This is a genomic window from Paenibacillus sp. VTT E-133280 (assembly GCF_002264385.1).
GTDB lineage: Bacteria > Bacillota > Bacilli > Paenibacillales > Paenibacillaceae > Paenibacillus_AQ > Paenibacillus_AQ nitricinens.
Genome location: NZ_NFUX01000060.1, coordinates 24,731 through 46,993, shown reverse-complemented (window position 1 = coordinate 46,993; position 22,263 = coordinate 24,731). Strand labels below are relative to the sequence as shown.

Genomic DNA, 22,263 nt, shown 5'->3' with positions numbered 1-22,263 from the left:
GAAAACAACGATATTCAGCCAAATTTCGATCGACGGAAAGCTCACTATGGGAGCAGGTAATTCGAGTAAGGAGCTTTTTTCTTTGTTTTCCAATGAGGATATGGAATTCATCCATCTATTTCGGGGGAATGTGCAGGGCATTATGGTTGGCAAAAATACAATTTTAACGGACAATCCCTTTCTTACTAATCGGTATGAGGAGAATAAAAATCCAATCCGTATCATTCCAACAACGACCTTCCAAATCACTATACTCTACAGGAAATGACACGCCAAGACTTTATAGAGTATGTAGATTTTCTTAAAAGGAATCCAATGGGAGGGAAAAGCCCATCACAATACCATAATCAACCCCCTAGCGATTATGGTATTTGGTCGATGATTGCAAATATTGAAAATTTCATAACCTATCTGCAACGATATGGATGGGAAGAAGCACCTCTGAAACCCTCAAGGTCGTTGATTTATCAAGAAGATAGACCAAAATTAGAGAAAAAAAAGATCACCGAATATAACTATTTAAATGATAATATTTGGGAACAAATAACCAACAAAATTCATTTATTAGATCCTCAATATGTGGCCTATCGTTATTTTATTGGAGGCGACTGGATTTCATTTAGTTGATCTTCTTACACTTAAACTAGACTGCTTGCAAAAAAGAGACGATGGGTATTGGATTGTTTCAGAGCGAGATAAAATCAAATCAGTTCCAATAAGTGAAGATATTTATAGCATGGTGAAAGCACAAAAGATATTTATTCATGAAAAATTTTCAGAAGAAGAAAACCCCGAACACTTCTTGTTTCTGAGATATAAGGGAAAAATGAAAGATCGTGGCAGAACATATTTGCAACCTTCTCTTATACGTCAACTGAATATTTTTGCTGAGCAGCAACAAATTATAGACCTGAACGGTAAAATATTTCGGTTTGGAGCGTCACCATTTCGCCACCGTTTTGGTATAAAAAAAATCAGTAATGGGGCCAGTATCCTAGATGTACAAAAACTATTGTCAAATGTAACTCCAGAAATGGCTGTTATTTATGCCAAGATCCACGATCATAATTTACAAGTTATTTGGGAACATTCTCATGAGTATGGGGCTGTACGCCTAGACCCGATAACCGGTGAGGTCATCCAGACTAAAATCCTTGATCAGGCCTATGAAAATAATGTAGATATCGATTGGTTAAAGAGAAATCTAACTGAAATCAGACTTGAACAAGGTTATTGTATTAAATCCCCTCGTACCCATTGTCAATTTTTGAGTCAAACTCATGAACAGCCCTGTATAATGTTTAAGTGCTCAAGCTTTTACATCGATTCTTCTTTTCTTCCTTATTACGATCAACAGATTTCCATGATTAATCAACAAATTGAAGAGGGAAGTATGCACGGGAGATCTCGTTTAGTCGAAATATTGAAGGGAAAGTTAGAAAAATTCGTTGAAATAAGAGAAAAAATTAACACTCAAAGTAAGGTGGAGCAGTCTGATGAGTATGAATCAAGTGGATAGTCCCTTGAAGGGATTCGAATCGTCTTGGTCTATCATTGAAAAGATCAAGAAAGCAAATGTTGTAAACTCACGGCAACTGTTGCAGAGATATGGACCAGAGCTTCCAATAACAGGCGGTTCTATTATTAGTAAAAAATATTTAAGTTTATGGACTTTTGAAGGATTCGATCACCAAAAACTTACTCAAGCACTAGGGTATTCATTAAGTGACCATACCGAGGGCATAAAAAAAAGATTAACTCAGATGTTTCCAACCTACATCAAGTCAGAATCCCTGTTTAGAGACACTCTTCATTTTTGCAAAGAATGCATGAAACTGAATTATCATAGCTTGTTGCATCAATTCAAATTTATAGAAACTTGTCCGTTTCATCTGTGTGCCTTAGACAGCGAATGTCCATCTTGTAAGAAATCCATCCCCTATTTATTACCCCGACATGAGTACGAATCGGGGTTTATTTGCAATTGTGAAGAATGCATAAATAATCAAGATGTCCAACAGCATTTAGTAGCTAGTCGTACCTTAAAAGATCCTAATGTTATCGCATGGTTAAGCCTAACAGAAGAAAATATAGAATGTCTTCAAAAAACAGTGATCTTCAGACCTTTTTTAGTGTCGAATTTAAACTAGATGGAAGAAATGATAAACCTTGTACAAGTAAATACTGACGAAGTTCACTACTCATCAATTTTTGATTTGAATATTGATGTACCCAATAGAGATACTGTGGAAATGAACTATAAAGATATTTATTTATCGCTTGCAAAAACACTAGAAGCATTTGAAAAACACCTTTTGTGTACTACCCTAAAAAAACATCAACATTGTATAAAGAGATTTGTTGGTATGTACAAGAGAAGAGATGAAAAGTTCCCACCTATTTGTCCCTACGCCTATGCTTACGTGTTTTGGAAAGAGAGTGTTTACCATATCAACCCTTTTATAAATGAGGGGAAGAGATATACTCATAAAAATATAAAACCTTTTGATCTTCCATTTCATTTTTTTGAAGAAGGCTTTAAGGAGCTATTGATGGTCTTTAATCGCAGTGATTATCGGATGATGAAGTGGATATTAAATCACTTATTATGGGAAGTAGCTAGTAAACATTTCAATAAAATGGCTAACAATCGCTAATCAGTATGCCAAATTACAGATTAGACCTTTAATTGATACCTCATACAAAGAAACTGACACAATGATCTTGTTTAATCTAAAGAAGAAAAAAATGCTGAAATATACTAATGATGAAACGCTTATGATCACAACATATTGTCCCTTCGAAAGTAAACCTACATTTGATCCTGAAGAGATTTCCTTTCTCCCAATGCGGTTGGCAATGTCAAAAGGAATGAGTGAAGAGAAGAAAGCAGCAGAAAAATACTTACAGGGATTGAGAATTCTCACTACGATTAGATAATCAATTTGAAGGTATCATCGTAAAACTCATTTCTGAAATCCCAATAATACAGTTTGTTTCAAAAGAAATATAAAGTTAACAAAGGCTTTTCTACATATTACTACGGATCAGACTACGTATTTACCTTTTGTAATTCGTCCAAGTGCGGTTCACTTATTATTTAGACCCTGGGCAAGAACTTAATCCCTTTTCCAAAAAAAGACGAGAATACATGCCATAAATTCATTTTTTAAGATGTTAAATTGAGAGAATAGTTAGGAAATGGTTACACTAAGAGATACTCGGCAAATTGTAAGTACATCAAACCTTTTTTTTACAACAGTTTCTCCATAATCATCACGTCTATAAATTCCCCATCCATAACACCTTGCTTCTCAAAAATGCCAACCTGTCGATAATCCATCTTTAGATATAATCTTTGGCCCCCTTGATTGAATGGGAAGGTGAAGAGAACGATTTTATGAAATTCATTTTCTTTTGCTATCTGCTCTAAGGACTTCAATAGAGAGCTGCCGATACCTTGCCCACGAAACCTGCGATCAATATAAATAGAAAGATCAGCTACGCCCCTATAGGCGCATCGTTGTGAATAGGGGTTAAGAGAGGCCCAACCAAGCACTTCTCCTTCTCTTTCCGCTACAACAACGCTAAAACGTCCCTGGTGATCTTGGAACCATGCTTCCATATAAGACGAATCTTTGGACTCGGTTTCCAATGTAGCAATCCGATCCTCAATACCCTGATTATAAATGCGAAGGATACTTTCTGTATCCGCTGATGTTGCCTTACGAACAATTAACGCAGTCATCATCTGTACCTTCCCCCTATATAAAATATATTTATTTATCACAATAATCACATAAATACGATGTTCTGTTCGAACCTAGAAATCAAATATTCATCGCAGGATTAATAATTTAATGCAGAAATAAATAAGGGGAATCACCCTGTTGCTGGTGTGCCACATCTGCAGTGAGATAAAGTACGTACACTTTGATCATTAGGATTTTGCGTTCTTCTGGGAAGGATCGCGTGCTACGCAGTTATTCAGTAAGCCTAAGCGCCGAGTCATTATTTGAAATAACTCTCGTGCGTTTTCCATTATTTTCACCTCATACATAAGTTATAATCGTAAAACTTGCAAAATGCAACTAAAAATCGAAATGGGTAAATCATGATTTTGGAAGGTCGATATTATAAAATTAGTGTGGCTTTATTAAGTTTTTACATTGCGATAACATAAAGCGCGATTATTATATAATGATTTAATTATATAATGATATACAAATAGAAAGGGGTTGAGAAGAATGCAACAACCAATTCATCTTTATTTTCTTTGTATCCAGAATCGTTGCCGAAGTCAAATAGCCGAGGCTTTTGCCAGACATTATGGTGGTGATCATGTGGTCGCTGAAAGTGCCGGACTTGAATCCGGAGATATCCATCCATATACCATTGAAGTCATGAAGGAAATAGGAATTGATATTTCAAACAAAAGCTCAAAAACAATTGACATGAAAACGTTTATGCAATCGAAAGTCATTATAAAGTTATGTGAACAAGTCAATGAAAAATGTCCAATCGTTCCCTTTGCCATCAAAAATGTTCAATGGAATGTTATTGATCCGTTAACACATGATGGTCTTCTGGGAGACGTAAGAGCTGCAAGGGACGAAATCCAACAGAAAGTTATTGCGCTATTGAAGGAAATGAAAATACCAGTTAATGAGTAAAAATCTTTGTATCGATTTCGGGTGTAGTATCATCGAGTATTCAGTTGTGGTCATGTGGATGAGCATTGTCCGCATTGCCTTCAAGAGTGGAAAAGGTACAATGAGGTTCGAAGATCTGGCAAAATTTTAAATAAACCTAATGTATCTACAGAAATAGCCTTTCTTGATTTTGAAGGAATCAAACAATAATATATGATTATATATTATTTTGTTCGTATTCTTGAGAGGACTGTGTATATGTTCGATATGGAAATGGCTGGAAAACTGAAATTATTAGGTGACAAAACCAGACTCACAATAATGGGACTACTGAAAGATAAAGAATGGTGTGTGTGTGATCTAGTGGGGATTTTAGATATGACTCAGCCCAATGTCAGTCAACATTTAAGGAAATTAAAGGCGCTGGGAATGGTTAAGGAAAGAAGAGGTGGACAATGGGTATACTATTCACTTGATGTGGATGATAAGCCTTTTATTCAAACCGTTCTAGATACTCTACCCGATACTCAGACGTTGCTGTCTTTGTTAAAAGAGAACTATACTGAGGCTGATTGTGATTAATCGAATGATTTAAGTCTCATGAAGGAACATTTAGATCCCGATTTTTATATAACCATATGCTTATATAAGCATATGGTTATATAATGATGAAGGAAAAGGAGGAACGGAATATGAGTTTTTCTCTAGATGATTTGGATGAAATATCATTGGTATTAAAGCTATTGGGGGATAAAACGAGGCTTACCATGATGAAACTGTTGGAGAAGCAAGAATGCTGTGTATGCGAACTTGTCGAAGTTTTCAAAACGAGTCAACCGTCTGTCAGTCAGCATTTACGCAAACTAAAGGATGCAGGTCTGGTAAAGGAAAATCGGAAGGGTCAATGGATTTTTTATTCGATCAATTCTAATAGTATTCATAATGAGTTAATTCAGAAATTGCTGAACTTTGTTCCTTCACAAGATCATGAATTGGAAGAGCTCGATAAGAAAGGTCTTAGAATTTCTTGTAATTAATACGTGCAAGGATCTAAGTGATAAGGAAAACTTATCAAAGGAGATTGAACAATATGAGTCAAAGAGAAAAGAAGTTGTCTTTCTTGGATCGTTATTTAACCTTATGGATCTTTGCGGCAATGGGAATTGGGATTTTGATCGGCTTTTTGATACCTAGCTTTTCGGAAGGTTTATCGAAGATGCAGGTCGGATCGACTTCAATTCCTATAGCCGTGGGATTGATTCTGATGATGTATCCACCGCTGGCTAAAGTGAAGTTTGAGAAACTGGGAAGAGTATTTAAGGATTGGAAAGTCCTACTGCTCTCCTTGGTGCAGAACTGGATTATCGGTCCAGTATTAATGTTTCTGTTAGCCATCTTATTTCTGAGCGATATGCCGGAATACATGATTGGTTTGATCATGATAGGTTTGGCTCGATGTATTGCTATGGTTCTCGTATGGAGTGATCTGGCAAAAGGCGACCCGGAATATACAGCAGGTTTAGTAGCTTTTAACTCCATATTCCAAATTATTTTTTATTCCGTTTTTGCATATCTGTTCATCACAGTAATGCCCGGATGGTTTGGCGTACAGGGAGCAGTTGTAGACATTACGATGGGGCAAATTGCGGAAAGCGTAATGATTTACTTGGGTATTCCATTTGCAGCTGGAATATTGACGCGAGTGATTGCGCTGAAGACAAAGGGTGAGGCTTGGTTCGAGAAGGTTTTCTTGCCAAAGATTGGTCCTCTTACTTTGATTGCCCTTTTATTTACAATCGTGTTGATGTTTTCACTTAAAGCAGATTTAATGATTCAGCTACCTATGGATGTCGTTAGAATCGCTATACCGTTATTAATATACTTTGTCATTATGTTTTTCTTGTCCTTCTGGATGTCCAAAAAAGCGGGAACTTCTTATCCGGTAGCAGCCTCACTTTCTTTTACTGCAGCCAGCAACAATTTTGAACTGGGTATTGCAGTGGCCATCGGTGTGTTCGGATTAAATTCAGGGGCGGCATTTGCCGCTGTTATCGGACCGCTTGTTGAGGTGCCTGTTCTTATCGGGCTTGTAAACGTCTCATTATGGTTCGGAAAGAAGTACTTTAATAAACCGTCACCTGCTGCCTAAACAAAGCATCAAAAATATAGTTACTATTACCTTCAATATAAAGGAGATTATCTATCATGGAAAAGAAAACAATTTACTTTTTGTGTACTGGAAACTCTTGTAGGAGCCAGATGGCTGAAGGCTGGGCAAAGAAATACCTCAGTGATGAGTGGAATATTTACAGTGCAGGTATCGAAGCACATGGTCTTAACCCTAAAGCAGCGAAAGCTATGAATGAAGTAGGTATTGATATCACGTCTCAGACATCCGATATTATTGATTCAGAGCTATTAAATAACGCTGATCTGGTGGTTACCTTGTGTGGAGACGCTGCTGATAAGTGCCCGATTACACCTCCAAAGGTGAAACGGGAACACTGGGGATTTGATGATCCTGCGAAAGCGCTAGGAACTGACGAAGAGAAATGGGCTGTATTCCAGCAGGTCCGTGATCAGGTCGGAGCACGAATTAAACAATTTGCTGAAACCGGCGAATAAGGAATAGTCCAGCCGGGAGAAATCCCGGTTTTTTTCTACAGAAAGGAGATTAAATATATGAACTCTATTGAAATCTATGATCCAGCGATGTGTTGTTCCACAGGAGTATGTGGTCCGAGTGTTGATCCGGAATTAATTCGGATCTCTGCAGTGGTGCATAACCTGAAGAAAAGGGACGTCAATGTTTCCCGTTATAACTTGTCCAGTGAGCCGGCTGCTTTTGTTGCGAATGAAGTTGTTAAACAATTACTGACTGATGAAGGCCCAAATGTATTACCTGTAATTATGGTAGATGGTCAGGTCGTTAAGAAACAAGGTTATCCTACTAATGAAGAGTTAGAGAACTGGACAGGGATTCCGGCTTTTGAACTTACGATGAAGCCTAGAGTGCGTTTAGATCTAAAAGTGAAGTCACAATAAACGAAAGAAGGGTCAACATGTCTATTCGGTTCGATCCACATACCATCCTGAAAACGCCATATTTTTTCTTTACAGGTAAAGGTGGCGTTGGGAAGACTTCAACTGCTTGTGCAGTAGCAGTTGCCTTAGCGGACGCCGGTAAACGGGTTCTGCTCGTGAGTACCGATCCGGCCTCTAATTTGCAAGATGTCTTCGGCCGGGAGTTGTCCAATCAACCCGTCGCAATTGAAGGTGTGCCCAATCTTTTTGTCGCAAATTTAGATCCGGAGTCCGCTGCGGAAGAGTATAAAATGAAAGTTGTTGCCCCGTATCGTGGAGTCCTACCTGATTCAGTTATCAGCACCATGGAAGAACAGCTATCCGGTGCATGTACCGTTGAAATTGCAGCTTTTGATGAATTTACGACGCTGCTTACTAATGAACAATTAAAGTCTCAATTTGATCATATTCTGTTTGATACCGCACCTACAGGTCATACACTGCGTTTATTACAATTGCCATCGGCGTGGAGTGGATTTCTGGATGAAAGTACGCATGGTGCATCTTGTCTGGGGCCTCTGGCTGGTTTAAAATCCAAAAAAACACTATATAACGAAGCCGTCCGCACCTTATCAGATGGTGAAATGACGACGCTAATTCTGGTTACCCGTCCGGAACAATCTCCGCTAATGGAAGCAGCACGTGCATCGTCAGAACTTCGGGGAACAGGTATCAAGAACCAAATGCTGGTCATTAATGGTTTGCTGTTATCTCACAGCGAAGAGGACCCTGTATCTAAAGGGTTTTATAACAGGCAGCGGCGGGCTTTGGAACAATTGCCTGCTGAACTCCAGGAACTGCCGAATTATGTTATTCCATTAGCTCCATTTAACGTGACTGGACTTGAAAGCTTACGTAATCTTTTCCAATCGGATCCGTTGGCATCTACCGAAAAAGTAAATGCTGTGGAGATTGACCGTTCCATTCCGGATCTTGGTGGTTTGATTAATGATCTGGAGGAAAGTGGTATTCGAGTGATCTTTACAATTGGTAAAGGAGGCGTAGGAAAATCCACGGTAGCTTCTGCGATTGCTGTAGGGCTTGCAGAACGTGGACACCGGGTCCATCTCAGTACGACTGATCCTGCCGCCCATCTAGAGTATGTGTTTGGAGAGAATTCAGATCGCATCACACTCAGTCGAGTCGATCCCAAAATCGAACTGGAGAGATACCAGGCAGCAGTCATTCAACAAAATTCGGAATCGCTTGATGAAGAGGGACTCGCTTTTCTAGAAGAGGATTTAAGATCGCCGTGCACAGAGGAAATCGCAGTGTTTAGGGCTTTTGCTGATTTGGTTGAACATTCAGAAGAGGAAATCGTAGTGATTGATACGGCGCCGACCGGACACACCCTATTATTGCTTGATGCAACTCAGGAGTATCATAAAGAAATTGCCCGTTCCTCTGGATGGATTCCAGATTCCGTTCAACATTTGCTCCCTCGTCTTCGTAATCCGAAGGAAACCAGTGTCGTAATCGTCACGTTAGCGGAGGCAACACCTTTTTATGAAGCCTCTCGTTTAGAGTGTGATCTGGAGCGTGCCGGCATTCCAACAAAATGGTGGGCCATCAACCAAAGCTTTGCTGCTGCAGGAACAAATGACAAAGTTCTGAATGGGCGTGCTCATGCCGAGCTACAATGGATTAGTAAGGTTAAAGAAATCTCTAATGGTCATGTGGCAATCATTCCTTGGAAACCGGACGAAATTACAGGGTATGAACAATTGAAAGCTTTGACGGGAAAGTATCTCAAGATAGGAAAGAGAGTGAATGAGGAAAAATGACGATTACGGATGAAGCGAAGCAGTTTATTGAGAACATGATGAAGGAGGCAGGGGTCTCTACTTTGCGGTTTGCATATTCCGGAGCAGGATGCTGTGGACCCAGTTATCAATTGTCGCTTGAGAAACCGCAAGAAAATGATGCGGTGAGCGTAGTAAATCATATTCAAATTGCGGCAGATTCCCGGGTGGCTGACCAAATCGGCGGACTTGTCCTTGATTTTGTGCAGGACGAGCAAGACGCAGGACTAACTATGAGTGGCGGCAGAAACTGCTGTTAAGCCGACAGGAGAGAGCTATTATGGCAAATTACCACGCACTTATCGAGAATAAAGTATATATTGGTGGAGAGAATGCTTTGCTTGAAGCCCTTAAAGAGAATGAGATTACAGATGTGTTTGATTTGAGAGATAACGGAACGGAGGCAGAAGGCTTTCCAACCGAAGTAACCCGTCATCACTTCCCAATCGTAGAGGATGAAGCAGGCCAAGGGTCTTATGTGAAAGCAGCTATTCAGGCAGTTACAGACGCAGTGAACAGTGGAAAGACGGTGTATTTTCATTGTGCAGGGGGTCGTAATCGCACAGGAACAGTAGCCACTGGAGTTTTACTTGAACTAGAAATGGCTTCTACCGTAGAAGAAGCGGAAGCTTTGGCCAAAGAAAAACGTCCAGACATCAATATCAAGCAAGAAATGCGTGATGTGTTGAGAGGGTTTTATGTCAGCAGAAAATAAAGTATTAGACTGAATATCTTTATTTCACGCGGCTTTTCGAATTGTCATACCGTCAGACCCCATAAATAAGTTTAAACTGACCCAAGAAATTGAAACAGCGACAGCAAAGGACGAGAAAATAAAGTCCTAGACTGTCGCTATTTCATTGAACTAACGTTCCACGTTAGTTGAAACATTATTTTTGTTAATGTTCTATGTCTTTCCAATTTAAATAAGCTTGGAACATCTCAACAAAAGTAAGATTATGTTTACTTGAAATATTCTTAACCACCTGAATAAATCCTCTGAGTTCAACCTCTTTATTTTGAAAACCAATCGTATTGACGAGTTTTTTTATCTCCGAGTATATCGTCGACCATCGCGTACACCCCTGCACCTTTAACGCTAAATTCTTTATACAGTCTATCCACTGTTACAAAAGAAGGGTTGGGTGTTTAACGTAATCTAAATTTAATAACAACAGCAGACATCAAATTGGCCAGTTGCCGTTGATTGGGCTATAGTTTCCCCGTTAGTGTAATACTTTCTAGCCTCAATTTTCATTTACCTTTAGATCTCTATAAATATAATTAGGCACGAAATTGATATATAACAGTTCTGCGATCAATTCAATTACTGTTTGGGTTACTATTACTGATGCTGCGATTGTAGCCATCTCTTCTGGTAAGGTAAGGGCCAGAGGAAGTACAACAAGGGAATTTCGTGTTCCTGCGCTAAAAATCAGTGCACGCCCATCTGGTGGCCCGATACGAAAAATAGATGATATCGTTCGAGAAATAACTGGTGACACAATATGAAATAATACATAAATTGGTATCACTGCAATAATGACATTGAAATCCTTTACAACCCTATCAATTTGAGAGCCTATCACTAAAAAGAGTACGAATGCCATAAGCGGGACGGGGAGCCACGCAGTGTAGTCCAGTGCTTTAATACCTCGTGTGCTTTTTTTATTTGAGAACTGAATAGCTAAAGCGAATAGTAAAGGAATGATGATTAAATAAACAAAAGCTTCAATAAAAGGACCAATTCTAACTATTTGTGATGCCTCATTACCAATGAACAGCCAAAGATAAAAAGGCAGCATAATCATTTGGACAACAAAAAGTACTGGAGTAGAAGCAAGAATTAACTTTTCATTTCCTTTACCCAATTGGGTAAATACTATGACATAGTCTATACATGGAGTTAGAAGTACCAAGCAAACTCCAATTAGAACTGGGGTAGGCTGAGGAAAAACCTTGATTAATAAGAATACAAGCAAGGGAATTAAGATAAAGTTAACAAGCAATAAGGCTCCTATGAAGCGTCCATTAGAGAATGCTTCCTTTAATTTCAGAAATGGAATTTGACAAAACATACTGAATTAAAGGACAGCAATCACAAAGGAAACCAAGGATTCTAGGAAGCCACCTATTCGTGGACTTATTAATCCCACTATCCCTCCAACAATTAAGGCTACTACGTATACGGAAATTTGGTTCGTTTCTAAACTCTCCCTTTGAGGCACCTATCCACACTCCTCTTGTTTACCCGGATTATATCACACAGTTTTGTAAGTGTTCTTCTAATGCCTATTAATAACATATTGTTTTTTATTTTCTAGGTTTCCCCCTTGGTAATAACTATGAACAAACCAATTTTAAGCAGGATAGCTCAATAAATTTTGTTTAAAGAATTAGGATTCCTAATTCTTTTTTTAATTTCATTCAAGTATCCACTTGAATATTTCCGAAAAAAGAGTATAGTATATTCAAACAGACACTTGAATGATAATGGAGTGAGAAAATGGGTAAAAAAGATACTTGTGAGATTTATTGTTACGATGAAGAAAAGGTGATTCGAATACGCGGGGATTTACAAACAATTGATATATCTAGTGTTTCCCAATTGTTTAAAGCTATAGCTGATGAAAATAGAGCAAAAATCACCTATGCATTGTGTACGGATGAAGAGCTATGTGTTTGTGACATAGCAAATATAATAGGGTCAACGGTGGCTAATGCTTCTCATCACTTACGAACACTTCATAAACAAGGGGTTGTGAAGTATCGAAAAGAAGGGAAGTTGGCATTCTATTCATTAGTTGATGAACACATTAAACAGTTAATCATTATTGCTTTAGCACATAGTAAGGAGGTTGAGATAAATGTCTGATCAACAAACGAAATTATCCGAACAAGAAATGAAAACCTATAGGGTTCAAGGGTTTACCTGTACAAACTGTGCAGCTATCTTTGAAAATAATGTTAAAGAACTACCAGGTGTACATGATGCAAAAGTGAATTTTGGAGCATCTAAAGTTTATGTTAAAGGTACGACAACAATTGCAGAATTAGAAAAAGCTGGAGCATTTGAAAATCTAAAGATTCGCGATGAAAAAGAACAAAGAGTAGAACGTGAACCATTTTGGAAGCAAAAAGAAAACATTAAGGTGTATATTTCAGCTATATTGCTTGTTATTAGTTGGTTTTTAGGAGAGCAATATGGGGAAGATCATCTTCTTCCGACGATTGGTTATGCAGCGTCCATTTTAATTGGCGGATATTCACTATTTATTAAAGGTCTAAAAAACATAAGCAGATTAAAATTCGATATGAATACGTTAATGACCATTGCTATTTTAGGAGCCGCGGTAATTGGTGAATGGGGTGAAGGAGCAACAGTTGTTATTTTTTTCGCTATCAGTGAAGCATTAGAGCGTTATTCAATGGATAAGGCTCGTCAATCTATTGAATCATTGATGGATATTGCTCCAAAAGAAGCGTTAATTCGTCGTGGAAATGAAGAAATGATGATCCACGTTGATGATATTCAAGTTGGAGATATTATGATCGTAAAGCCTGGTCAAAAATTGGCTATGGATGGAGTTGTCATTAAAGGTACTTCTACGTTAAATCAGGCTGCGATTACGGGTGAAAGTGTTCCAGTAACAAAAACAATTGATGATGAAGTGTTTGCTGGAACTTTGAATGAAGAAGGGTTGCTTGAAGTTAGAGTAGCAAAACGAGTTGAAGATACTACACTTTCAAAAATTATTCATCTTGTTGAAGAAGCTCAAGCAGAACGAGCACCTTCTCAAGCGTTCGTCGATAAATTTGCGAAATACTATACACCAGCTATTGTTGTCTTGGCTCTGTTAATCGCTGTTGCTCCTCCATTACTATTTGGCGGTGATTGGAGTGAATGGATTTATCAAGGTTTAGCTGTATTAGTGGTTGGTTGTCCGTGTGCATTAGTTGTTTCAACTCCGGTTGCCGTCGTCACTGCAATAGGAAATGCTGCAAGAAATGGTGTTTTGATCAAAGGTGGAATCCATTTAGAAGAAGCAGGAGCCCTTAAAGCGATTGCTTTTGATAAAACTGGGACATTAACAAAAGGTATTCCTGCAGTAACAGACATCGTGACGTATAGTGGAAACGAAAACGAATTAATGATGGTAACTGCAGCTATAGAAAAAGGATCGCAACACCCACTTGCTTCAGCCATTATGAGAAAAGCAGAAGAAATTGGATTGAATTTTAATAGCCTGTCAGTTGAAGAGTTCCAATCTATAACAGGTAAAGGGGTAAAAGCAAAAGTAAATAATGAAATGTATTATGTTGGAAGTCCATATCTTTTTGAAGAATTGCATCAAACGATTGAAACTTCTATTAAAGAAAAAATTATTCATATGCAAACAGAAGGAAAAACTGTAATGGTGTTAGGGACGAAAATAAAGATTCTGTCGTTAATTGCCGTAGCAGATGAAATGAGAGAATCGTCCAAAGAAGTCATCAGTAAATTAAATTATATGGGAATTGAGACAGTGATGCTGACCGGTGATAACCAAAGAACCGCAGCAGCAATTGGAAAACAAGTCGGTGTTTCTGATATTAAAGCTGATTTACTACCCGAAGATAAGTTGAATTTTATTAAAGAACTTCGAGCAAAGCATCATAGTGTAGCAATGGTCGGGGATGGCGTAAACGATGCACCAGCACTTGCAGCTTCTACTGTTGGTGTAGCGATGGGTGGTGCCGGGACTGACACAGCCTTAGAAACGGCTGACATTGCGTTAATGTCTGATGATTTAAGAAAATTGCCATATACCATTAAATTAAGCCGCAAAGCTCGTGTCATCATCAAACAAAATATTACCTTCTCTTTAGCAATTAAAATAGTGGCATTACTGTTAGTTATGCCTGGTTGGTTAACGCTATGGATAGCAATATTTGCCGATATGGGGGCAACATTGCTTGTGACATTAAACAGTTTAAGGTTATTGAAAGTTAAAGAATAAATTTAATTATGTAATCAAGGCAGTAATCTATTAAGCTAACTGGACACGATAGCATTCCTGTAGAGCGTTAATTATCAGCTTTGCAAAAAAACAAGCGCCTCGGTACGATGGGAGTACGCAACGGGTCATAGCCCTTTAAATCCCATCATCCAGGAGGACGCTCTACTATGAAGTTTAAATCGCAGGACAGACAAAATCAACTCATTGAAAAAATTACCGCCCAGCATCTAGTCGTAGGAATCGACATTGCTCAGCAAACGCATGTCGCTCGTGCTGTTAACTTTCGAGGAATCGTGGTCGGTAATCCTCTATCCTTTTCTAATGATGAAGAGGGTTTTCAATTCCTTCTTCGTTGGATTCAAACGTTGCAATCCACACACGCTTTAACGGAGGCTATTGTTGGTATGGAGCCTACCGGGCACTATTGGTTTAGCCTATCCAACTGGCTTTCGGATCGCCAGTTTGAAGTCGTTCTAGTCAATCCACATCTCGTGAGAAAAAATAAGGAGAACCGCGACAATACGCCATCCAAGAGCGACAAAAAGGATGCTCTGGTCATCGCTGATATGGTCAAAAACGGCTATTATTTGTTCATTCGCAACACACCAGAAGCCTTCGAAGAATTACGTGTCTTTCTCTCAAACCGCGACTCTGTCGTAACGAGACTCGTTAGTGCGAAGAACCAAATCCATCGCTGGGTCGACGTTGTTTTTCCTGAGCTGCGACAAGTCTTCAAAAACATCATGTGTACAGGTTCACTAGCCACACTTCGTCTTTTTCCTACACCCGAAGAATTGTATAAACTTCAGCCTCAAGACGTCCTGCAAGGTTGGAAATCGGTTATGAAACGGCATTCTGGTGAACCAAAGGCCAAAGCTCTTATCTCTTTTGCTAGCCGTTCTGTTGGCACTAAGCAAGCATTGCATGCCTACAAACTTCACTTGAAGCAACTTCTCGATGAGTACGACCTTGCTTGCCTGCAACTAAAAACGGTAGAGACAGAGATTGTTGCCGTTCTAAAACGTATTCCATTTGCTGAATCCATGCTTGCTGTCAAAGGGATAAGTGTTATTTCACTAGCCGGTATTCTAGGTGAGGCAGGGGATTTAAGCGGATTTGTGCACGGCAATGCCTTGCTGCGCCATGCTGGGCTAAACCTCGCAGAAGCTAGTTCAGGCAAATGGACTGGACAAATGAAGATTAGCAAACGAGGACGATCTCGTCTCCGCCGTTTCATCTTTATGATGACCATGAGTTTAGTAGCAAGTAATTCGGAGTTTAAAGCCATGCATACCTACAATGTACAAGTAAAGAAGATGAAGAAAATGAGGTCTATTATGAAACTGTGTGGAAAGTTAGCTCGAATACTTGTAGGGATGGCCCGCAGTGGCGAAGCTTACAACCCTCCAAAAACAATGCCTATTCAGCTCGCAGCTTAACCTATAACCTACCGTTTCGTAGCACGAGTATTGGCTTATTTGCAGGATTTCAAAGAAAGCACGGAGTACCGGATATATTTAACCAAAGGGCACAGACCCGTAACGATAGCAAGACCGGCCTCCACCCCTTGGACAGGCGTAACGAAGGAATGAGAGGGCACAGACCCGTTGAGACATGGGAGTGAAAACCTCCAAGGGAGGCGTGGAGAAAGCGTGCAGTAAATGGAATTATATGGGGCAGGATATGTTCCCCACTATTCCCGTGCGTCTTCATGTTGCCGAAGTCTAACACGGAGTTCCCCTTCTGATCTTTCACCCCTTACCCACCGGGCGAAATCCTGCGAATAAGCGAGTATTAGTGAGAAAACTATATCGTATCGAGGGAGTTAAACATAAAGGGTTCCACATATTAGTCATGCATAATATGTAGAACTCTATATTTTATTTGATTTTCATAAGTTTAGGTCTTGATAATTTTCAGTCTAAAACATTATTTTCTTCTGACATTTACCCTTCACAATCAATAAAATTCTACCATGTGAAGACTATTTCCAAACGGACATAGTCTTTTTTTATTTAACTGTTGTAAAATACAACAGTTGTGTGTTACATTTTAGTGGGAGGGATGAAGATGAAAAGAAAAGGAATACATCAACCAACCATTGAGGATGCCATTGAGATTAGTGGAATAGAAACACTGCATCCTGGAGGCTTTGCTTTAACTAAACGCACTGCAGAGATTGCAGAGCTTAAACAGGGGATGCGGGTTTTGGATGTATCCAGTGGAAGAGGAACTCAAGCAATATTTTATGCAGAGAACTATGGGGTTCAGGTGACTGGATTAGACATCTCAGTAAAAATGATCGAGTCCGCGTCGAACTCTGCTAGATTGGCCGGTATGACGGGCTGTGTCTCCTTCCGTCAGGGAGATTCTCAGGCTTTACCCTTTGGTGATGATACCTTTGATGTGGTAATTAATGAATGTGCGGTTGGAATCCCGGATGATTCAGAACAGGTTCTGAATGAAATGGTGCGTGTTGTGAAACCTGGTGGTACCGTAGTGATCCATGAATCCATCTGGAAAAAGCAAGTGACGGAAAATGAGAAGGAAGAACTAGCTGAAAGGTACGGAACGACTCCTTTGGAATTAGAGCAATGGAATGAAATGCTGAGAAAATCGGGTGTCGTCAACATTATTGCGGAGTATGAAGAATGGTCACAACCGGAAAAATTCTGGAAGGTTCGAAAAGATCGAGATGTTAAGCATCATTCGAAGCTGCTTACTTTACCCGAAAGACTGATAACCTTGAAACGGATTGTGCAGAAGCATGGAATTAAAGGTGTATTTAAGGTTATGGAGAACGAGAAGATTTTTTTTAAAGCTGTACTAGATGGCAAGATAGGATATAGCCTGTATAAAGGGGTTAAAGGTTCGTAATATTTCTCTATTCATTATTGAGGTGAAACCATGGAAAATGTAGATTTACTTAGGAATTTAATGAGAGCTTTCGATAAAAACATTGGTGCTCTAGAGAAAACACAACTCATGTGTTGCGGAGCAACGATCGGACAATGCCATGCTATTATGGAAATTGGGCTTGCGGGTGAAATCTCACTCATAGATCTGGCTAATGTACTTAATCTGGATAAAAGCACCATGAGCAGAACGGTAAATAACTTAGTAGCAGATCATTGGGTTGAAAGAATTATTGATCCGAACAATAGGCGTTATGTGAAGCTGATGCTTTCAACCAAGGGACAGGTTTTAAATGAGCAAATTAGTGCTGTTCTTAATGCATACTTTGGAAAGATTATGAATGATATACCGGAGAACAAACGGGAGCAGGTTACAGAGAGCCTAGAACTGTTGATCTATGCGTTAAATAAGAATAACTGCTGTTAACTACATTCTCGGTTAAAAAGAAAGGATGAACAACAATGTCCAAAGTTGTAGATACCATTGTCATTGGTGGTGGGCAGGCGGGTCTCGCATCCGGTTATCATTTGCAAAAGGCTGGACTGGATTTCATGATCTTGGAAGCCGGTGATCAGCCGGGGGGGGCTTGGCCACAATATTATGATAGCCTTAAGTTGTTTTCTCCTGCACGATATTCGTCATTACCAGGTTTCGCTTTCCCAAAAGATTCAAACGAGTACCCGTTACGTGATGAGGTCATCTCCTATCTACGTGTATACGCTGAGAAGTTCAAACTTCCATTAATGTTAAATAGCAAAGTGGAACGAGTCGAAGCTGTCAACGGCGGCTTTGATATCATAACTTTAAATGGCAAGAGATATCGAACCAAATCGACTATTAGCGCATCGGGTTCTTTTCATCGTCCATATATTCCTAATCTTCCTGGAACTGAGTCTTTTCAAGGAAACCTTCTTCATTCGTCCGAATATAAACGACCTGAACCGTTTCGCGAGCAGCGTGTTATCGTTGTGGGACGGGGAAACTCGGGCGTTCAAATCGCAGTAGAACTGGCCGATTATGCCACCGTATCTTTAGCTGTTCAACATCCAGTCAAATTTACTCGTCAACGATTTCTAGGGCTTGATCTTCATTTCTGGTTGAAAATGACTGGAGTTGATACATTTCCATTCTATCGAATCGGTAAGGAACCTCCGAGTCCCGTTTCTGTATTCGACCTTGGTGGATACCGTAAGAAAATAGACAACGGCAATCCGAATCAAAAACAAATGTTCTCAGGTTTTTATCCTGAAGGTGTCATTTGGGCGAATGGAGATAAGGAACCCGTCGACAGTGTGATATTTGCCACGGGCTATCGTCCTAATATTCCGTTTCTTCATCAGACTGGTGCGCTTGCTATGGATGGCAGACCACAGCATGTTGCCGGTGTGAGCACAGAAGTTCCGGGACTGTATTATGTAGGATTAGCGAATCAGCGGTCATTTGCGTCAGCTACGATACGAGGTGTAGGAGCAGATGCTAAATATGTTGTACAACATATTACACGGTTCCTTCGAAAACCATAACTCCTGAACTAATCAAATACAGTCAGTTTTGAATAATACATGGATGTATTGGGATGAATGGAGTTGATTAATTTTATATTTGCATTTTGCAAATAATTATAATATAATGAAAACAACAGTTGATAATAAAACGCCCGATTTTTATGTTATTTCAGTCGATTGGTAGGATAATCATGTATATTTTTCATTTTATATATTTGCATAACGCAAATAATATTCCGTGCCATTGTAAGGAGGTGAGAGGTAATGAATAATGACTCAGTTAAGTTTACAGATGAAATTTGTTGTCCAGATGCTAAGGTTCAACGAAAAGTGAATATCGAAAATGAAGAAACATGTTGTAATGAACCCGAAGATAAGGGGTGTTGTCCTGCAGATGAGAATTAGTTATTTGGGATTTACCGTTACATCATTTGATTTGAATCGAAAAAGGAGACCACTACCATGAAAAAAATCGATGTGTTTGATTCAGGGGGATGTTGTTCAACCAACGTTACAGATCCTAAAGCTAAAATGAATTCCATTCGTTTCTCTGCAGCTGCTAATAATTTATTTGTAAAAGGTTATGACATTAACAGATATAGTTTACTAAGCCATACAGAAGTATTTAATTCTAATGAACAAGTAAAGACGCTAATGGATGCTGATTTGAACAATTTACCTATCACAATAGTTAATGGGGAAGTCGTAAAAACTCAAGATTTCCCATCTAATGAAGAGCTTTCAGAATGGCTCAATATTTCCGTCGAAGAGATATTAAAAAAACAAACGGTGAATATTCAAATTAACTCTTGTCAAGATTCCGAATGAATGTAGTGACATTGCCCAAACAACAGGCACCTTGTGGGTTATTAATCTCACATCCACAACGATTAGCTTGAACTTGCTCTCGTATATGTTTAATTGGATACTGATTTTCTTGAACAGCTTTTATTAAACGTTCTCTTGTCCATCCAAAGCAGTAGCAAACAGGGACATCCAGCGCATCGTCTTTTTGGAACACCGATACTTTGAGCATATCTTTGTCAAAGGTCTGATCATAGCTAAAATAAACAACTTCGCAAGATGAATTAGAGCAAAAAGAGTAAGTCGATTCAGCGTGAATAGTTTCTAACGCTGTTGGTTGAAGCAATGCTTTGAGCGTAATCGTTTGAATGCTTTTGCCTTTTTGGTGACAACCAGGGCATTGAGAAGGTATTGTTGGTTTTTCTGTGGATGTTTGACAACAGCTATCCATTTTTTATCACTCCTTATACAGTTTTGAATGTGCGAATAGGTGTAAATCTGGCTTCCTTACACGTACAAGTATCGTTGGCGATAACGATATTTCCCATTCCGTTTAATACAAACACTTCCGTCTTCGGAAAATCGCTAAAATCTCCATAACAAAACGCATCCCATTGTTCTTTACCCTGTACAAACAAATGTCCGGTACTATTGTAGCATACGCAATTAAAAGCAACAATCTTCTAAAAAAGATCCAATAATTAAAACAACCTGGGAGGTACTACAGATGATTCCATTATTTGATGTTAATAAAATTGATATTACACCTTATTTATTTTTCACTGGTAAAGGTGGAGTTGGTAAAACTTCAACAGCATGTGCAACAGCTATATCTTTAGCAGATCAAGGAAAGAAAGTTCTATTGGTAAGCACAGATCCCGCGTCCAATTTACAAGATGTATTTAATACGAAATTAGATATGCATTACAAGGAAATACCGGAAGTGCAGAATCTTTATGTTGCAAATTTGGATCCTGATCAAGCGGCTCAAGAATATAGAGAAAGCGTAGTTGGTCCCTATCGTGGAAAGCTCCCTGATGTGGTCATTCAACAAATGGAGGAACAACTTTCCGGATCATGTACGGTAGAAATCGCATCGTTTAATGAATTTTCTACACTGTTAACGGATAAGAAAATCCAGGCTGAATTCGATCATATTGTTTTTGATACAGCACCAACTGGACACACTTTAAGATTGCTTCAACTACCCAATGCATGGAATGAGTTCTTAGAGGATAGTACAGAAGGAACCACAAGTATGGGATTACTCGCTGGGTTAAACGAACGGAAAGACGTATACGAACAAACGGTGAAGGTATTATCTGATCCCATGCAAACGTCGTTAGTGCTTGTCACTAGAGCAGATACTGCGCCACTACAAGAAGCAGCTCGTGCTTCAAAAGAGTTAGCTGACACGGGAATTCGTAACCAAATGCTTATCATTAACGGGTTATTGAATCATCCTATGTTATCCGATGCTACGGCAGCCGCTTTCGCTACACGTCAAGAAGAAGCTCTAAACCGCATTCCTGAAGCATTAAAGACACTTGCTACATGGGCTGTCCCACTAGTGCCATTTAATATTACAGGTGTAGAAAATGTGCGCAAACTTTTCGACGAAACGCAAAGCATCCCAGATCAAATCTCAGAACTAACGGATGTGAATTATCCTCATCTGACTACAATTCTTGATGATATTATAGAGCGTAATCAAAGAGTAGTTTTCACGATGGGTAAAGGGGGCGTTGGCAAGACAACTGTGGCGAGTGCAATTGCTGTTGGATTAGCAGAACGCGGCAAAAAGGTTCATCTAACAACAACGGATCCAGCTGCTCATCTTGATTATGTCATGCATGAAGATATTAAGACACTCATCTCGATGAGTAAAATTGATCAAAAAGAAGAAGTTGAAAAATACAGAGAGGAAGTCTTAAACAGAGCACGTGAAACTATGGATGAACAAGGTGTTGCTTACGCAGAAGAAGAACTAAATTCTCCGTGTACCGAAGAAATTGCTGTATTTCGTGCTTTTGCTAATATTGTCGAGCGTGCGGACAATGAGATTGTCGTGATAGACACAGCTCCATCAGGTCATACACTACTGCTACTCGATGCTACGAAATCTTACCATAAAGAAATTGCAAATTCTTCAGGTGAAGTCCCTGTATCTGTTCAAAACTTATTACCTCGATTACGGAATGAACAAGAAACAAGTATTGTCATTGTAACTCTTGCAGAGACAACACCGGTTTATGAGGCGGAACGACTGTCTGTGGATCTACAACGTGCTGGAATTACACCAAAGTGGTGGGTTGTGAACCAGAGTATGATCATGACTCATACCCAAGATCCAATTCTTCACACAAGAGCATTGGGAGAACAACTATGGATTCAGCGCGTGAAAGACACATCCGATGGAAATTTCGTTGTTATTCCATTGCATAATCAAGAGATTATTGGTTATCAAGCACTCAAACAATTAGTAACAAACTAAAAATGA

At 39.2% G+C, this 22,263-nt stretch carries 25 protein-coding genes and 1 pseudogene; 23 read left to right on the top strand and 3 right to left on the bottom strand.

The annotated features are described in order from the left end of the window. The 5 genes from CA600_RS22855 to CA600_RS22835 all read left to right on the top strand — a co-directional run. Positions 1–268 (top strand): dihydrofolate reductase family protein (locus CA600_RS22855; protein ID WP_256989975.1); only part of this gene is annotated, 268 nt, incomplete at its 5' end. 47 nt (positions 269–315) lie between these two features. After that, the gene (locus tag CA600_RS22850; protein ID WP_094873147.1) at positions 316–627 is read left to right on the top strand and encodes a hypothetical protein; all 312 of its coding nucleotides are present in this window, start codon (positions 316–318) and stop codon (positions 625–627) included. Then, complete coding sequence (locus tag CA600_RS22845; protein ID WP_143812187.1) at positions 578–1,519, top strand: tyrosine-type recombinase/integrase; 942 nt, start codon at positions 578–580, stop codon at positions 1,517–1,519. The genes CA600_RS22850 and CA600_RS22845 overlap by 50 nt, the downstream gene beginning before the upstream one ends. Further along, positions 1,497–2,150: a TniQ family protein gene (locus CA600_RS22840; protein ID WP_094873144.1), complete on the top strand. Its 654-nt coding sequence runs from the start codon at positions 1,497–1,499 to the stop codon at positions 2,148–2,150. Before CA600_RS22845 ends, CA600_RS22840 begins: the two co-directional genes overlap by 23 nt. Beyond that, positions 2,151–2,657, top strand: a complete 507-nt coding sequence (locus tag CA600_RS22835) for a hypothetical protein (protein ID WP_143812186.1) — start codon at positions 2,151–2,153, stop codon at positions 2,655–2,657. A gap of 596 nt (positions 2,658–3,253) precedes the next feature. On the opposite strand, the gene CA600_RS22825 is transcribed toward CA600_RS22835, so the two are convergent. Then, the gene (locus CA600_RS22825; protein WP_042132212.1) at positions 3,254–3,748 is read right to left on the bottom strand and encodes an arsinothricin resistance N-acetyltransferase ArsN1 family A; all 495 of its coding nucleotides are present in this window, start codon (positions 3,746–3,748) and stop codon (positions 3,254–3,256) included. Between the two features lie 499 nt (positions 3,749–4,247). Between CA600_RS22825 and CA600_RS22820 the strand changes: the two genes are divergently transcribed. From CA600_RS22820 to CA600_RS22780, 9 genes are all read left to right on the top strand, one after another. Next, entirely contained in the window at positions 4,248–4,673 is a 426-nt protein-coding gene (locus CA600_RS22820) for an arsenate reductase ArsC (protein WP_042127998.1), read from the top strand. 237 nt (positions 4,674–4,910) lie between these two features. Further along, positions 4,911–5,234: an ArsR/SmtB family transcription factor gene (locus CA600_RS22815; RefSeq protein WP_094873140.1), complete on the top strand. Its 324-nt coding sequence runs from the start codon at positions 4,911–4,913 to the stop codon at positions 5,232–5,234. Positions 5,235–5,344: 110 nt separating this feature from the next. Further along, positions 5,345–5,689 (top strand): ArsR/SmtB family transcription factor, encoded by a 345-nt coding sequence (locus CA600_RS22810; protein ID WP_094873138.1) that lies wholly within the window; start codon positions 5,345–5,347, stop codon positions 5,687–5,689. A gap of 53 nt (positions 5,690–5,742) precedes the next feature. Continuing rightward, positions 5,743–6,801 carry an ACR3 family arsenite efflux transporter gene (gene arsB / locus CA600_RS22805; RefSeq protein WP_042128004.1) on the top strand — a complete coding sequence of 353 codons (1,059 nt, stop codon included), beginning with the start codon at positions 5,743–5,745 and terminating at the stop codon, positions 6,799–6,801. Positions 6,802–6,857: 56 nt separating this feature from the next. Further along, positions 6,858–7,277 (top strand): arsenate reductase (thioredoxin), encoded by a 420-nt coding sequence (gene arsC, locus CA600_RS22800; protein ID WP_094873137.1) that lies wholly within the window; start codon positions 6,858–6,860, stop codon positions 7,275–7,277. Positions 7,278–7,334: 57 nt separating this feature from the next. Continuing rightward, entirely contained in the window at positions 7,335–7,697 is a 363-nt protein-coding gene (arsD, locus tag CA600_RS22795) for an arsenite efflux transporter metallochaperone ArsD (RefSeq protein ID WP_094873135.1), read from the top strand. 17 nt (positions 7,698–7,714) lie between these two features. Further along, positions 7,715–9,520, top strand: a complete 1,806-nt coding sequence (arsA, locus tag CA600_RS22790; protein WP_094873134.1) for an arsenical pump-driving ATPase — start codon at positions 7,715–7,717, stop codon at positions 9,518–9,520. Further along, entirely contained in the window at positions 9,517–9,798 is a 282-nt protein-coding gene (locus CA600_RS22785) for an iron-sulfur cluster biosynthesis family protein (protein WP_094873132.1), read from the top strand. Before arsA (CA600_RS22790) ends, CA600_RS22785 begins: the two co-directional genes overlap by 4 nt. Before the next feature lie 20 nt (positions 9,799–9,818). Continuing rightward, a complete protein-coding gene (locus tag CA600_RS22780; protein WP_094873131.1) occupies positions 9,819–10,253 on the top strand; it encodes a protein-tyrosine phosphatase family protein in 435 nt (144 codons plus the stop codon). A 532-nt stretch (positions 10,254–10,785) separates the two neighbouring features. Here the strand turns inward: CA600_RS22780 and CA600_RS22775 are convergent. Continuing rightward, positions 10,786–11,766: pseudogene (locus CA600_RS22775) on the bottom strand (arsenic resistance protein). Between the two features lie 278 nt (positions 11,767–12,044). Here CA600_RS22775 and CA600_RS22770 point away from each other — a divergent pair. The 8 genes from CA600_RS22770 to CA600_RS22740 all read left to right on the top strand — a co-directional run bounded on the left by CA600_RS22770 (position 12,045) and on the right by CA600_RS22740 (position 19,787). Then, complete coding sequence (locus CA600_RS22770) at positions 12,045–12,413, top strand: ArsR/SmtB family transcription factor (RefSeq protein ID WP_094873130.1); 369 nt, start codon at positions 12,045–12,047, stop codon at positions 12,411–12,413. Continuing rightward, positions 12,406–14,538, top strand: a complete 2,133-nt coding sequence (locus CA600_RS22765) for a heavy metal translocating P-type ATPase (RefSeq protein ID WP_094873129.1) — start codon at positions 12,406–12,408, stop codon at positions 14,536–14,538. Before CA600_RS22770 ends, CA600_RS22765 begins: the two co-directional genes overlap by 8 nt. A 167-nt stretch (positions 14,539–14,705) precedes the next feature. Beyond that, on the top strand, positions 14,706–15,977 hold the full coding sequence (locus tag CA600_RS22760) for an IS110 family transposase (RefSeq protein ID WP_094873128.1): 1,272 nt from the start codon (positions 14,706–14,708) through the stop codon (positions 15,975–15,977). A 631-nt stretch (positions 15,978–16,608) separates the two neighbouring features. Continuing rightward, a complete protein-coding gene (locus CA600_RS22755) occupies positions 16,609–17,415 on the top strand; it encodes a class I SAM-dependent methyltransferase (protein ID WP_179281710.1) in 807 nt (268 codons plus the stop codon). A 30-nt stretch (positions 17,416–17,445) separates the two neighbouring features. Continuing rightward, on the top strand, positions 17,446–17,880 hold the full coding sequence (locus tag CA600_RS22750) for a MarR family winged helix-turn-helix transcriptional regulator (RefSeq protein WP_094873125.1): 435 nt from the start codon (positions 17,446–17,448) through the stop codon (positions 17,878–17,880). A gap of 35 nt (positions 17,881–17,915) precedes the next feature. Further along, positions 17,916–18,977: an FAD-dependent oxidoreductase gene (locus CA600_RS22745; protein WP_094873123.1), complete on the top strand. Its 1,062-nt coding sequence runs from the start codon at positions 17,916–17,918 to the stop codon at positions 18,975–18,977. Between the two features lie 246 nt (positions 18,978–19,223). Further along, on the top strand, positions 19,224–19,364 hold the full coding sequence (locus CA600_RS31355; protein ID WP_179281709.1) for a hypothetical protein: 141 nt from the start codon (positions 19,224–19,226) through the stop codon (positions 19,362–19,364). Positions 19,365–19,421: 57 nt separating this feature from the next. Further along, entirely contained in the window at positions 19,422–19,787 is a 366-nt protein-coding gene (locus tag CA600_RS22740; protein WP_094873122.1) for an arsenic metallochaperone ArsD family protein, read from the top strand. Here the strand turns inward: CA600_RS22740 and CA600_RS22735 are convergent. Continuing rightward, positions 19,762–20,214 carry a putative iron-sulfur cluster-binding metallochaperone gene (locus CA600_RS22735; protein WP_094873120.1) on the bottom strand — a complete coding sequence of 151 codons (453 nt, stop codon included), beginning with the start codon at positions 20,212–20,214 and terminating at the stop codon, positions 19,762–19,764. The genes CA600_RS22740 and CA600_RS22735 overlap by 26 nt on opposite strands. Positions 20,215–20,490: 276 nt before the next feature. Here CA600_RS22735 and arsA (CA600_RS22730) point away from each other — a divergent pair, with 276 nt between their 5' ends. Further along, positions 20,491–22,257 carry an arsenical pump-driving ATPase gene (gene arsA, locus CA600_RS22730; protein ID WP_094873119.1) on the top strand — a complete coding sequence of 589 codons (1,767 nt, stop codon included), beginning with the start codon at positions 20,491–20,493 and terminating at the stop codon, positions 22,255–22,257. Positions 22,258–22,263: the final 6 nt, after the last annotated feature.